The organism is Streptomyces sp. NPDC050610, from assembly GCF_040654875.1.
Lineage (GTDB): Bacteria > Actinomycetota > Actinomycetes > Streptomycetales > Streptomycetaceae > Streptomyces.
Window position 1 is genome coordinate 443,164 of record NZ_JBFAIV010000001.1, and the last position, 12,560, is coordinate 455,723.

The 12,560-nt window shown below is 71.6% G+C and carries 12 protein-coding genes; 7 read left to right on the forward strand and 5 right to left on the reverse strand.

Going from position 1 to position 12,560, the window contains the following annotated elements; all coding sequences use genetic code 11:
- Positions 1 to 94: 94 nt before the first annotated feature.
- Positions 95 to 1,000 carry a zinc metalloprotease HtpX gene (gene htpX / locus AB0I22_RS02030; protein WP_363128642.1) on the forward strand — a complete coding sequence of 302 codons (906 nt, stop codon included), beginning with the start codon at positions 95 to 97 and terminating at the stop codon, positions 998 to 1,000.
- A gap of 170 nt (positions 1,001 to 1,170) precedes the next feature.
- Complete coding sequence (locus tag AB0I22_RS02035; protein ID WP_363128643.1) at positions 1,171 to 1,752, forward strand: hypothetical protein; 582 nt, start codon at positions 1,171 to 1,173, stop codon at positions 1,750 to 1,752.
- A gap of 34 nt (positions 1,753 to 1,786) precedes the next feature.
- Here AB0I22_RS02035 and AB0I22_RS02040 read toward each other — a convergent pair whose 3' ends face one another.
- The 5 genes from AB0I22_RS02040 to AB0I22_RS02060 all read right to left on the reverse strand — a co-directional run bounded on the left by AB0I22_RS02040 (position 1,787) and on the right by AB0I22_RS02060 (position 7,175).
- The gene (locus tag AB0I22_RS02040) at positions 1,787 to 2,239 is read right to left on the reverse strand and encodes a hypothetical protein (protein ID WP_363128644.1); all 453 of its coding nucleotides are present in this window, start codon (positions 2,237 to 2,239) and stop codon (positions 1,787 to 1,789) included.
- Between the two features lie 101 nt (positions 2,240 to 2,340).
- A complete protein-coding gene (locus AB0I22_RS02045) occupies positions 2,341 to 3,303 on the reverse strand; it encodes a MerR family transcriptional regulator (RefSeq protein WP_363128645.1) in 963 nt (320 codons plus the stop codon).
- A 23-nt stretch (positions 3,304 to 3,326) separates the two neighbouring features.
- A complete protein-coding gene (locus AB0I22_RS02050; RefSeq protein ID WP_363128646.1) occupies positions 3,327 to 4,229 on the reverse strand; it encodes a metal-dependent hydrolase in 903 nt (300 codons plus the stop codon).
- A 148-nt stretch (positions 4,230 to 4,377) separates the two neighbouring features.
- Complete coding sequence (locus AB0I22_RS02055) at positions 4,378 to 6,330, reverse strand: SDR family oxidoreductase (RefSeq protein WP_363128647.1); 1,953 nt, start codon at positions 6,328 to 6,330, stop codon at positions 4,378 to 4,380.
- Positions 6,327 to 7,175 carry a M24 family metallopeptidase gene (locus tag AB0I22_RS02060; protein ID WP_363128648.1) on the reverse strand — a complete coding sequence of 283 codons (849 nt, stop codon included), beginning with the start codon at positions 7,173 to 7,175 and terminating at the stop codon, positions 6,327 to 6,329. Before AB0I22_RS02060 ends, AB0I22_RS02055 begins: the two co-directional genes overlap by 4 nt.
- Before the next feature lie 222 nt (positions 7,176 to 7,397).
- On the opposite strand from AB0I22_RS02060, the gene AB0I22_RS02065 reads away from it, so the two are divergent.
- The 5 genes from AB0I22_RS02065 to AB0I22_RS02085 all read left to right on the forward strand — a co-directional run bounded on the left by AB0I22_RS02065 (position 7,398) and on the right by AB0I22_RS02085 (position 12,543).
- Complete coding sequence (locus AB0I22_RS02065; RefSeq protein ID WP_363128649.1) at positions 7,398 to 8,516, forward strand: ABC transporter ATP-binding protein; 1,119 nt, start codon at positions 7,398 to 7,400, stop codon at positions 8,514 to 8,516.
- Positions 8,506 to 9,423: an ABC transporter permease subunit gene (locus AB0I22_RS02070; protein WP_363128650.1), complete on the forward strand. Its 918-nt coding sequence runs from the start codon at positions 8,506 to 8,508 to the stop codon at positions 9,421 to 9,423. The genes AB0I22_RS02065 and AB0I22_RS02070 overlap by 11 nt, the downstream gene beginning before the upstream one ends.
- A gap of 58 nt (positions 9,424 to 9,481) precedes the next feature.
- Positions 9,482 to 10,393, forward strand: coding sequence for an ABC transporter ATP-binding protein (locus AB0I22_RS02075; RefSeq protein ID WP_363128651.1), 912 nt, complete (start codon positions 9,482 to 9,484; stop codon positions 10,391 to 10,393).
- Between the two features lie 16 nt (positions 10,394 to 10,409).
- Positions 10,410 to 11,129 carry an ABC transporter permease subunit gene (locus tag AB0I22_RS02080; RefSeq protein ID WP_363128652.1) on the forward strand — a complete coding sequence of 240 codons (720 nt, stop codon included), beginning with the start codon at positions 10,410 to 10,412 and terminating at the stop codon, positions 11,127 to 11,129.
- 145 nt (positions 11,130 to 11,274) lie between these two features.
- Positions 11,275 to 12,543: an amidohydrolase gene (locus AB0I22_RS02085; protein WP_363128653.1), complete on the forward strand. Its 1,269-nt coding sequence runs from the start codon at positions 11,275 to 11,277 to the stop codon at positions 12,541 to 12,543.
- The last annotated feature ends 17 nt before the right edge of the window (positions 12,544 to 12,560 follow it).

Here is a 12,560-nt window from a genome sequence, read left to right on the forward strand (position 1 = left end):
CACCGTCCCTTATCCCGCTGATAGCCGTTCCAGGGGGACAATCGAGGGAGAGGCACGGCGGGGGGCACGGTCCAGAGAGCCTTGGAGGTTCCCCATGCAACGCTCACGATTCGCCCCGGACCGGGGACTGACGACCCGCATGGTGAGCACCATGTTCTTCATCGGGCTGCTCTATGTGGTCTTCGTCGGTGTGCTGCTGGTGGTGTTGCGCGGGGCCTGGCCGATCATCCTGATCATCGCGGGCGGTCTGTTCATCGCGCAGTTCTGGTTCAGCGACCGGATCGCGGCCTTCAGCATGGGCGCGCGGGAGGTGACCCCGGAGGAGGCGCCCGAGCTGCACGGGGCCGTGGACCGGCTGTGCGCGCTCGCCGACATGGCCAAGCCTCGGGTCGCGATAGCCGACAGCGACGTGCCGAACGCCTTCGCCACCGGGCGCAGCCAGAAGAAGGCCCTGGTCTGCGCGACGACCGGGCTGCTGCGGCGGCTGGAGCCGGAGGAGCTGGAGGGCGTGCTCGCACACGAGCTCTCGCACGTCGCTCACCGGGACGTGGCGGTCATGACCATCGCCTCCTTCCTGGGCGTACTGGCGGGCGTCATCACCCGCATCGGGCTGTGGGGCGGCTTCCGGCGGGCCGGCGGCCGGGACAACAACGCGGCCATCGCGATGCTGCTGATCCCCCTGATCAGCGCCGTCGTCTACGCCATCAGCTTCCTGCTGACCCGGCTGCTGTCGCGCTACCGCGAGCTGTCCGCCGACCGCGCGGCCGCCCTGCTCACCGGGCGGCCCTCGGCGCTGGCCTCCGCGCTGACCAAGGTCACGGGGCAGATGTCCCAGATCCCCACCCGCGACCTGCGGCAGGCCGAGCCGTTCAACGCCTTCTACTTCGCGCCCGCGTTCTCCTCCAAGGAGAGCCTGAGCCGGCTGCTCTCCTCCCACCCGACGCTTGAGCAGCGGCTCGACCAGCTCGGCCGGATCTCGGCCCAGCTCGGCCGCCCGTGAGCCGCCGCCGGCCCCGCCCTGCCCTCGTCGCCTGTAGCCCCTTCCCGTAGCCCGTAGCCCTGCCCCACTGCCCGTAGAACCGTCCCGCCGCCCGTAGAACCGCGCCCCCGCCGCCCGTAGGCCGTAGACCTTTCGGGCATCCCTCGACCTTCGGACAGGAGCCACCGCCTGTGGGCTTTCTCGACGCCATCCTCGGCCGCAGCAAGCCGGTCCGGCCGGACCTGGACCAGCTCTTCGCCCTCCCGTCCGCCGCCATCACGCTGGAGGCGGGGGCCGGCTTCACCCCCACCGGGCTCGGCTCGGTGTGCTTCGCGAGCGTCGAGGGCGGCGCCTTCACCCAGCTCCAGCAGGACGTACGGGCGCTCCTCGACGCGGACACGGAGCGCGGCGGGGTGCCCGTGGAGTTCAGCCAGGACTCGTACGGCTATACGTGGCTGCTCGCGCGGCAGCCGGCCGACGACGTGGCGGGCCTGGTCAACGACCTGCACGCGGTCAATACGCTGCTCCAGGACGGCGGCTTCGGCCCGCAGCTGCTCTGTTCCCTGCTGGGCTTCCGGGACGCCGAACAGCGCTCGCTGGCGCTCGTCTACCTCTACAAGCGGGGCACGTTCTACCCCTTCGCGCCGCTGCCCGGCGGCGACAAGCGCGACAACGGCCTGGAGCTTCAGGTGCGGGGGCTGCTGGGGGACGATCTGCGGATCGAGAAGGAGCTGAACCGCTGGTTCCCGGTATGGGGCGCGCCGGGGCTGTGAGAGGGCCGTTCCCAGCGGGAGCCGCCGTTCCGGCTCAGCGGACCCTGCTGCTGAGCCACGGGGTCAGGGCGTGGCGCAGGATGGGTTCCTTGTAGGTCTCGTCCCCCGGCAGCGGCACCACGAGCCGCCAGCCGGGCGGGAAGAAGCGGCCCTTCACGTGGGCGAGGCCGCCGTGGACGGACCGCAGGAAGCCGGGCACCGAGTCGCGGGGGACGTCGTGGAACTCCACGGTGTCCACGGAGATCTTCGCGTCCCCTTCGGAGTACAGCTCGATGTCGATCCGGGGCGAGCCGCCGAGTTCGATGAACGCCTCGTGCGGAAGGGAACCGTCCGCGTCGGTCACGACCCCCACCCCGGCGGCGGAGCGCCGGGCGGACCGGTCGGCGCCGATGTCGTCGGTGACCTCCACGGCCAGGCCGTGTTCGCGCGCGAATTCACGGACGGCGACGACGGCGGCCTCGGTGCTGGCGAAGTGCGGGCGGTCCATACCGCCCCATCATGCCGTATATCCATCAAGTCGTACGGATGTTCGGGTCCCGCTTCCCGCGGGGCCGTGCGGGAAGCGGCTCGGGGCGTGCGGGAAGCGGCTCAGGGGCGTGCCGTGCGGCGGGAGGACAGCTCGTCCATGGTGCGGGCCTGCACCTCGCGCAGGGTCGCGGCCGTGACGAAGGCGGCGGCGTCCTCCTCGCCGACCAGTTCGCGCACGGCGTGCAGCAGATCGGTCGGCAGGGCGACCCCTTCGTCGGCTTCGTCGGCGTGCGTCCGGGGCCGGTGCGGGCACGGGGGCGTGGGGGAGGGGGCGGCGGACGTCACTTCGTTCAGTTGGCGTCGGAGGTAGCGGGTGGCCAGCGTGCGCATGGCGCGGGCGAGCTCGGCGTCGACGGTCTGCTGGGCGAGCGGCCGCAGCCGACGCACCAGGGAGGCGGCCTCCGCGGCCTCGTCGTCGCTCGGGGTGTGGTCGAAGTACTGCTGGAAGACGTGTTCCGTGGTGAAGTCGAGGAAGCGTCCGGCGATGTGCTCGACCTGGGTGCGCAGCTCGCGCAGGTGGCCGGAGATGGCGAGCAGCGGGATGCCCGCGGAGTGCAGCTCGGCGGCGACGGCCAGCTCCTGCGGGCTCGGGACGAGGAATTCGTCCCGAGCGCCGGCCACCCGCACCAGGACGCCGAGTTCCACGGCGTCCTCGACGGCCTCGTCGTCCGGGTCCCCGCCGAACCGCGCGTCCAGCTCCGCGCGCGTTATCCGGTCGGCCTCCTCGTCCGTCCAGGGCCCGTCGACCTCGGCGACCAGGCCCAGCACCCCGCCGAGCCCCCGGCCCGCGTCCCATGCCTCCAGCAGCTCCTTGATGGAGGCCAGGGTGAAGCCGCGGTCCAGCAGGCCCGAGATCTGCCGCAGCCGCACCAGATGCGAGTCCCCGTACACATTGGCGCGGCCCCGGCGCTCCGGTTTCGGCAGCAGCCCGCGGTCCTGGTAGGCGCGGATCGTACGGACCGTGGCGCCGCTGCGGTGGGCCAGCTCCTCGATCCGGTACTCCGCCGGTGACTGCTCGGACACGCTCTCGCCCCTCGTGAGACTTCCTAGGAGACGGCGGCGCGGCCGATCGCGCCGGCGGCGGACCGCGCCGCCGGCGAGGTCGCCAGGTATTCGACGGCCTTGCGCAGCGAGCCCTCCTGCGATGGATGGTACGACCGGCGGAAGTAGCGCGGGACGGCCGAGCCGAGTTCGCGCCAGGAGGGGAGCAGCCCCTTGCGTACGGCCCTGTTGTGCTCGCGCAGCGAGTACCGTGTGCGGCCCGCGAGTTCGGGGTCGTGGCGCAGGAGGTAGGCCGCGCCCCAGGCCCAGAGGTAGGTGAGGACGGGCGCGGTGACGGCCATGCCGAGTACGCGGCGGGCGTAGCGCGGCAGCCCCGTGCCGCCGCAGTGCTGGTACATGTCGAAGGCCACGGCCCGGTGCTCGACCTCCTCCGCGCCGTGCCAGCGCAGCAGGTCGAGCATGACCGGGTCGGGCTCCGCCCGGTCGAGCCCCTCGGCGTGCAGCACCCAGTCGCCGAGCACCGCCGTGAACTGTTCTATCGCGGCGATGACCGACAGCCGGAAACGCAGCCACTCCTGCGCCGGGACGGGGATGCCCCGCGGCGGGCTCTTGCCGAGCAGCACGTCGAAGAGGAAGTCGACGTGCCGGGTGTACGGGCCGGTGTCCAGGTCCTGCTCGGCGAGGTGGCGGAGGACGTAGGCGTGCTGCACGCTGTGCGTCGCCTCCTGCCCCATGAAGCCCTTGACGTCTTTGAGCAGCTCCGGGTCCCGCACCAGGGGCAGGCCCTCCTTGAAGACCTTGACGAACCACCGCTCGCCCGCGGGCAGCAGCAGGTGCAGCACATTGATGACGTGGGTGGCGGTGGGCTCGTCCGGTATCCAGTGCAGCGGCGTGCGCTGCCAGTCGAACGCGACCCGCCGCGGGGATATCTCGTAGTGCTCGCTCACATGCGGCTCCTCTCCGGCAGTGGCTTCCGCGGGGCGGTACGTAGGTGGGGAGTTACGTAGGCGGGGCGGTATATCGGTGGGGCGGTGCGTCGGTGATGCGGTGCGTCGGTCAGGCGGTACGCCGGTGGGGTGTCGCGGCGGCGGGGCGTCACAGCGGCGGCTCGATGCGGGCGATGGCGCGCAGCGCCTTAGGTGCGAAGCGGGACAGGAAGTGCGCGCCGCGCGCCTCCGGGGTGACCGGGACGACCGCCTGGTTGCGGACGACGGCCTTGAGGATCGCGTCGGCGACCTTCTCCGGCGGGTAGTTGCGTATCCCGTACAGCCGGGAGGACTTGGCCTGGCGGCGCTTCTGCTCGTCCTCGGAGACGCCCGTGAAGCGCGTCGTCGCGGTGATGTTGGTGTTGACGAGACCGGGGCAGATCGCCGAGACCCCGATGCCCTGGCCGGCCAGTTCGGCGCGCAGGCACTCGCTGAGCATCAGCACCGCGGCCTTCGAAGTGCTGTACGCGGGCAGCGCCTTGGAGGGCTGGTAGGCCGCCGCGGAGGCGGTGTTGACGATGTGCCCGCCCTGCCCGCGGTCGGCCATCTGCTTGCCGAAGACCCGGCAGCCGTGGATGACGCCCCACAGGTTGACGTCCAGGACCTTCCTCCACTCCTCGGCCGACGTGCTCATGAACGAGCCGGACAGCCCGATGCCCGCGTTGTTGACCAGCACGTCCACGACGCCGTACTCGGCGGCGACCCTGTCGGCCAGCTTCTCCATCGCCTGCTCGTCGCCGACGTCGGCCGCCTCGGCCCAGGCCGCCGGGGCGCCGATCAGCCGGGCCAGCTCGGCGGTGCGGGCCGCGCCCTCCGCGTCCCGGTCCACCGCCACCAGCCGCGCCCCGGCCTCCGCGAAGGCGAAGGCGGTGGCCCGGCCGATGCCGCTGGCCGCGCCGGTCACCAGGACCAGCTGCCCGGCGAACCGGGCCGTGTACGGGCTCTTGCCCTCCTTCGAAGCGGCGCTCTTCGTGGGGTCGCCCTCCTCCCGCGCGGTGACGAACTCCGAGATCCAGGCGGCCAGTTGGTCGGGCCGGGTGCGCGGAACCCAGTGCTTGGCGGGCAGGGTGTGCCGCACCAGCCCGGGCGCCCACTGCTCCAGTTCGTCGTAGAGCCGCTCGGACAGGAAGATGTCGCCGGTCGGGACGATCAGCTGCACCGGCGCGTGGGCGTACGCGTCCGCGCGGGGCCGGCGCATCCGCGCCCGTACGTTGTCGCGGTACAGCCACGCGCCATGCGCAGCGTCGGTCGGCAGCGAGGGCGTGGGGTAGCCGTCGCCGGGCGCCTTCTCCAGCCGCTTCAGGATCGCCGGCCAGTGCTTGCCGAGAGGACCGCGCCAGGCCGCTTCGGGCACTCGGGGCGTGTGCAGCGCGTACACGTACCAGGATTTGGCGCCCTGGCCGAGGAGCTGGCCCACCCGGCGGGGGGAGGGCCGCGCCATCCGCTTCTTGATCCAGTGGCCGAAGTGGTCCAGGGACGGCCCGGACATGGAGGTGAAGGAGGCGATACGGCCCTCCGTGCGCCGCACGGTGGTGAACTCCCACCCCTGAACCGAGCCCCAGTCGTGCCCGACCACATGGACCGGCGCGTCGGGGCTCACCGCGTCCGCCACCGCCAGGAAGTCGTCGGTCAGCTTCTCCAGCGTGAAGCCGCCGCGCAGCGGCTCGGGCGCCGTGGACCGGCCGCAGCCGCGAACGTCGTAGAGGACCACGTGGAAGCGGTCGGCGAGCCGCCGGGCGACGCGGGACCAGACCTCCTTGCTGTCCGGGTAGCCGTGCACCAGCACCACCGTCGGCCGGGCGGCGTCGCCCAGCTCCGCGACGCACAGCTCGATGCCGCCCGTGGCGACCCAGCGCTCCCGCGCACCCTCCAGTCCGCCGAGTCCGCCGAGTCCGCCGAGCCCGTCAGGAAGCGCCTGCCGCGGCTCCTGGGAAACATCCCCACCGGCCTTCCCGCCGCCGCTCCGAAGCTTGCCGCCGCCGCCCCCGCTCCGAAGCTCGTCGCTCCCGCGGTCCTCTCCGAACGTCCCGCTCCCGCTGTCTCCTCCGAACTCGCTGCTCATGCGACCTTCTCCTCCTGCCGTCGCCGCACATGCGGCAGATCGTCGTCCAGCCAAAAGGCGCTCTCCTGGGGGTCGCGGGAGTCGGTGACGACCAGGAGCTCCTCGAACTTCGCGCCCGTGCCCCGGAAGCCGAGGTGGGGTTCGACCGCCCACAGGCCCGGCCGCGGCGGGTGGTCGGAGAAGGAGTACGGGCTCCACAGCGGCGACCAGCCGTCCCGGTGGCCGTGCAGCGCGTCGGACGCCAGCCCCTTGAGCGACTGCGTGCCGAACCCGAAGACGTGCGGCGACCAGCGGCGCTCCTTGACCCGGCCCACCTTGTGCGCGATCACGCCGAACGGGTAGGCGCGGTGCCGGTTGGCGTACCCCTGGCGGACCATGAGCCGCTCCACGTCCTCGTAGATCTCGCGCAGCGACCGGCGCTCGCGCACCTCGGCCAGGATCAGCTCGCGGTGCGCCCGCAGGTCGTCGAGGAGCCGGTCGTGCAGCGGATTGAGCCCCAGCGCGCCCGAATACCCGATATCGGCGGTGAACCCGCCGTGCACCGGGGCCATGTCGAGGATGAACGGCATCCCCGGCTCCAGCTTCCGGTTGGTCGGGAAGAACTGGAGCGGCACCCGGAAGTTCACGAAGGCCGTGCGGTCCCCGAACCAGGCGAAGGGCAGGTGGAACCAGTCCCGCACCCCGCGCGCCCGCAGCCACTCCCGCTGCATCCGGGCCGCGTCCCGCTCGGTCACCCCCGGCCTGAGCTGGGCGGCGACCGCTTCCGCGCACTCGTACGCGAGGCGTTGCACCTGCCTGAAACCGCGCAGCTCCGCGGTGAGTTCTCGGTCGACAGCTGAGGTCATGGCCATCTGTCCGTCCGGTCCGTGAGCAGGGACCCCCGGAAGCGCCCAGTGAGGGCCCGGGGTCAGTCCGTAACTTGACACTGATGAATGTGACAATGCCTGGCGGCTGCGTCAAGAGGTGTGCCTGCCCTGTGGATAACTCGGGGTAGCGCCCGCCGGCCCCCTACGGGCGGGTCAGACCCGAGGACTAGACGCATCCCGTTATCTGGGCTGACGCCTGCTGTGGCGCGCGCCACTACCGTCGAGGACGTGACTGTGATCGCTATCGAAAGCCTGAGCAAGCGGTTCCCACGGGTGACCGCGCTTGACCGGCTCTCCGTCGACATCACGCCGGGTGTGACCGGCCTGGTGGGCGCGAACGGAGCCGGCAAGTCGACGCTGATCAAGATTCTGCTCGGCCTGTCCCCCGCCACCGAGGGCCGTGCCGCGGTGCTCGGGCTCGACGTCGCGACGGAGGGCGGCGCCATCCGCGAGCGGGTGGGCTACATGCCCGAGCACGACTGCCTGCCGCCGGACGTCTCGGCGACCGAGTTCGTCGTCCACATGGCGCGCATGTCCGGGCTGCCGCCCACCGCCGCCCGCGAGCGCACCGCCGACACGTTGCGCCATGTGGGTCTCTACGAGGAGCGGTACCGTCCCATCGGCGGTTACTCGACGGGCATGAAGCAGCGCGTGAAGCTGGCCCAGGCGCTCGTCCACGACCCGCAGCTGGTGCTCCTCGACGAGCCGACCAACGGCCTGGACCCGGTCGGCCGGGACGAGATGCTCGGCCTGATCCGCCGCGTCCACACCGACTTCGGGATCTCGGTCCTGGTCACCTCGCACCTGCTCGGCGAACTGGAGCGCACCTGCGACCACGTCGTGGTCATCGACGGCGGCAAGCTGCTGCGCTCCAGCTCCACCAGCGACTTCACGCAGACCACGGCGTCCCTCGCCGTGGAGGTCACGGACACCGACGCCCACCCGGACGGCACCAAGGCGCTCGGCAAGGCCCTCGCCGACGCCGGACTCGCCGTCAAGCCGATGGGGCGCTCCTCGGACAGCGCGTACGTCGCCGGGCACGTCCTGCTGGTGGACGTCGAGGGCGAGGAGACGTACGACGTCGTGCGCGACGCGGTCGCCGGGCTGGGCCTGGGCCTGGTCCGGATGGAGCAGCGCCGCCACCACATCGCCGAGATCTTCCGCGACGCCGACACCGCCGCCGACAGCATTGCCAGCGATAGCACTGACGCCGACAGCGCTACCGCTGACAGCACCGCCGGCGACAGCCACGAAACGACGACCGGCGGCCGAGCGCGCCCCGAGGCGAACGAGAAGGGAGCCGCCGACCATGTCGCCTGAGACCAGGTCCGGCACCAAGGCGTCGGCCGCCCCGGCCGCCGACGTCATCCACAACATTGGCTACCGGAATTACGACGGGCCCCGCCTGGGCCGCGCGTACGCCCGCCGCTCGCTCTTCTCGCAGAGCCTGCGCGGCGCGTACGGCCTGGGCCGCTCCGCGAAGTCCAAGGTCCTGCCGATGATCCTGCTGGCCGTGATGTGCGCGCCGGCCGCCATCATCGTGGCCGTCACCATCACGACGCAGCAGGAGAAGCTGCCCGTCCAGTACACCCGGTACGCGGTCCTCCTCCAGGCCGTCATCGGCCTCTTCCTGGCCGCCCAGGCCCCGCAGTCCGTCTCCCGTGACCTGCGCTACAAGAGCGTTCCGCTCTACTTCTCGCGCCCCATCGAGCGCGTCGACTACGTGGTCGCCAAGTTCGAGGCGATGGCGTCGGCCCTCTTCATGCTGACCGCCGTCCCCCTGGTGATCCTCTATGTCGGCTCGCTGCTCGCCAAACTCGACTTCGTCGATCAGACGAAGGGATTCGCGCAAGGACTCGTCTCGGTGGCCCTGCTCTCGTTCCTGTTCGCCGGCATCGGCCTGGTCGTCGCGGCCCTCACGCCGCGCCGCGGCTTCGGCGTCGCCGCCGTCATCGCCGTGCTGACCATCTCCTACGGGGCGGTCTCCACCGTCCAGGGCATCGCGGACACCCAGAGCAGCACGGACGTCATCAGCTGGCTGGGCCTCTTCTCGCCGATCACGATCATCGACGGCGTGCAGACCGCGTTCCTCTCCGCCTCCTCGTCCTTCCCCGGCGGCTACGGCCCCAGCGCCGGCCAGGGGGCGGTCTACGTGGTCGTGCTCCTCGGCCTGATCGCCGGCTCGTACGGGCTGCTGATGCGCCGCTACCGAAAGGTCGGGCTGTGACCGCCGAGACCGCCGCTCCGCCGTCCACCACCACCCCCCGAAGGAACGGGCTGCGCCCATGACGACCATCCATATCGACAACGTCTCGCGCTGGTTCGGCAATGTGGTCGCCGTCAACGACGTCTCCATGCGGGTGGGCCCCGGCGTGACCGGTCTGCTCGGCCCCAACGGCGCGGGGAAGTCCACCCTCATCAACATGATGGGCGGCTTCCTGGCCCCCTCCACCGGCACCGTCACCCTCGACGGCGCGACGATCTGGCGCAACGAGGGGATCTACCGCCACATCGGGATCGTCCCCGAGCGCGAGGGGATGTACGACTTCCTGACCGGCCGCGAATTCGTCGTCGCCAACGCCGAGTTGCATGGCCTGGGCGCCAAGGAGGCCCAACGGGCGCTGGCCACGGTCGAGATGGAGCACGCCCAGGACCGCAAGATCGCCACGTACAGCAAGGGCATGCGGCAGCGCGTGAAGATGGCCTCCGCGCTCGTACACGACCCCGCGGTGCTCCTCCTGGACGAGCCGTTCAACGGCATGGACCCGCGCCAGCGCATGCAGCTGATGGACCTCCTGCGGGACATGGGCGCGGACGGCCGTACGGTGCTGTTCTCCTCGCACATCCTCGAAGAGGTCGAGCAGCTCGCCGCGCACATCGAGGTGATCGTCGCGGGCCGGCACGCCGCCTCCGGCGACTTCCGCAAGATCCGCCGCCTGATGACGGACCGCCCGCACCGCTACGTCGTCCGCTCCAGCGACGACCGGGCGCTCGCCGCGGCCCTCATCGCAGACCCCTCCACCGCGGGCATCGAGGTCGACCTCGGCGAGGGCGCCCTGCACATCCAGGCCGTGGACTTCGCCCGGTTCACCGAGTTCCTGCCCCGGGTGGCCCGGGACCGGTCCATCCGGCTGTTCACGGTCTCGCCCTCGGACGAGTCCCTGGAATCGGTCTTCTCCTACCTCGTAGCGGCCTGAAAGGAGCCTTGAAGCGATGTACAACCACACCGTCGCCCGGCTCACCTACCGGGCCCTCCTCGGCCGTCGCCGAGCCCTCATCCTGTGCGTGCTGCCCGTGCTGCTGCTGGTCATCGCGGCGGCCATCCGCGGCATGACCGGCGCCGACGACCAGACCGCCGCCGACGTCCTGGGCGGCTTCGCGCTCGCCACCATGGTCCCGCTGATCGGCGTCATCGCCGGTACGGGCGCGATCGGCCCGGAGATCGACGACGGTTCCGTGGTCTATCTGCTGGCCAAGCCCGTCAAACGGCCGACGATCATCTTCACCAAGCTGCTCGTGGCGATCGGCGTGAGCGTCGTCTTCTCCGCCGTGCCGACCCTCCTCGCCGGATTCGTGCTCAACGGCAACAGCCAGCAGATCGCGGTGGCCTACGCCGTCGCCGCGGCCGTCGCCTCCATCGCCTACAGCGCGATCTTCCTGCTGCTGGGCACCGTCACCCGGCACGCCGTCGTCGTCGGCCTCGTCTACGCCCTCGTGTGGGAGGCCCTGTTCGGCAGCGTCGTCGACGGCGCGCGCACCCTCAGCGTCCAGCAGTGGGCGCTGGCCCTCGCCCAGAAGATCGGCGCGGACGGGGCGATCACCTCGGAGGTCGGGCTGCCCCTCGCGCTGATCCTGCTGATCGGCGTGACCGTCGTCGCCACCTGGTACGCGGGCCAGAAACTGCGCTCGCTGACGGTCGCCGGGGACGACTGACGGGCCGCCGGGAGGCGACGAACTCCCGCACCGCACACCGCCGCCGACAACGCCACCGCACCCACGCGGTGGCGTTGTCAGTGCATTGGCGTACAACTGTGTTGGGGAGTGTGCAGGGAGCGACAACCGAGCAGAGGAGCGCGTCATGGCAACGGCGACACGAACGGTTCTCGACGGTCTGGACGGCATCAGGGAGCCCCTGGCCGACCTCTACCGCGATCTCCACGCCCACCCCGAGCTGTCCTTCGCCGAACACCGCACCGCCGCCGAGGTCGCCCGCCGCGCCGCCTCGTACGGATACGAGGTGACCAGCGGCGTCGGCCGCACCGGCGTCGTCGCGGTGCTGCGCAACGGCGAGGGCCCGACGGTGCTGCTGCGCGCCGACTTCGACGCCCTGCCCGTGCGCGAGCGGACCGGCCTGCCGTACGCCTCGACCGCCACCGGCACCGACCCGGACGGCAACGAGGTCCCGGTCATGCACGCCTGCGGCCACGACATGCACGTCACCTGCCTGCTCGGCACGCTCCAACTCCTCGCGCGGGGGCGCGCGTACTGGTCCGGCACGGTCCTCGGCGTCTTCCAGCCCGCCGAGGAGATCGGCCAAGGCGCGCGGGCCATGCTCGACGACGGCCTGTACGAGCGATTCGGCACCCCCGACGTCGTCCTCGGCCAGCACGTGGTGCCGATGCCCGCCGGGATGGCCGGCTGCCACCCCGGCCCGGCCTTCGCGGCCACGGACACTCTGCGCGTACGGATGTACGGGCGCGGGGGCCACGGTTCGCGGCCGGAGACCACGATCGACCCGGTGGTGATGGCCGCCGCCACGGTGCTGCGGCTCCAGACAGTCGTCTCCCGCGAGGTCGCCGGAGGCGACACGGCGGTGGTGACGGTCGGCTCCCTCCAGGCCGGCACCAAGGACAACATCATCCCGGACGAGGCCTTGTTGAAGGTCAACATCCGCAGCTACTCCGAGGCCGTACGCACCCGGGTGCTCGCGGCGGTCGAGCGGATCGTACGGGCGGAGGCAGCCGCCTCCGGCGCGGAGCGCGAACCGGACATCGAGCCCGTCGACACCTTCCCGGTGCTCGTCAATGACGGCGACGCGACGCGGCGCACCATGGCGGCCATCGGCGCGGAGCTCGGCGCGGACAGCGTCCTGGACCCCGGGGCCATCACCGGGAGCGAGGACGTCGGCATTCTCGCCACCTCGGCCGGGACCCCGCTCTGCTACTGGCTCTTCGGAGGCATTGACCCGAAGACCTTCGAGGCCGCCCGGCAGGCGGGCACCAGCGACCAGGACGTGCCCTCCAACCACTCCCCGTACTTCGCCCCCCTCGTCGAGCCGACGATCACCACGGGGGTCACGGCGTTCACCGCGGGGGCGCTGGCCTGGCTGGGGTCTGCCGAGTCCTGAGGAGGCCTGCCGGGGCT

Bases quoted from the DNA above. Each gene is read 5' to 3' on its own strand.
- htpX (WP_363128642.1), top strand. From the start codon at position 95: ATGCAACGCTCACGATTCGCCCCGGACCGGGGACTGACGACCCGCATG.
- AB0I22_RS02040 (WP_363128644.1), bottom strand. From the start codon at position 2,239: ATGGACCGCCCGCACTTCGCCAGCACCGAGGCCGCCGTCGTCGCCGTC.
- AB0I22_RS02055 (WP_363128647.1), bottom strand. From the start codon at position 6,330: ATGAGCAGCGAGTTCGGAGGAGACAGCGGGAGCGGGACGTTCGGAGAG.
- AB0I22_RS02060 (WP_363128648.1), bottom strand. From the start codon at position 7,175: ATGACCTCAGCTGTCGACCGAGAACTCACCGCGGAGCTGCGCGGTTTC.
- AB0I22_RS02070 (WP_363128650.1), top strand. From the start codon at position 8,506: ATGTCGCCTGAGACCAGGTCCGGCACCAAGGCGTCGGCCGCCCCGGCC.
- AB0I22_RS02075 (WP_363128651.1), top strand. From the start codon at position 9,482: ATGACGACCATCCATATCGACAACGTCTCGCGCTGGTTCGGCAATGTG.
- AB0I22_RS02080 (WP_363128652.1), top strand. From the start codon at position 10,410: ATGTACAACCACACCGTCGCCCGGCTCACCTACCGGGCCCTCCTCGGC.
- AB0I22_RS02085 (WP_363128653.1), top strand. From the start codon at position 11,275: ATGGCAACGGCGACACGAACGGTTCTCGACGGTCTGGACGGCATCAGG.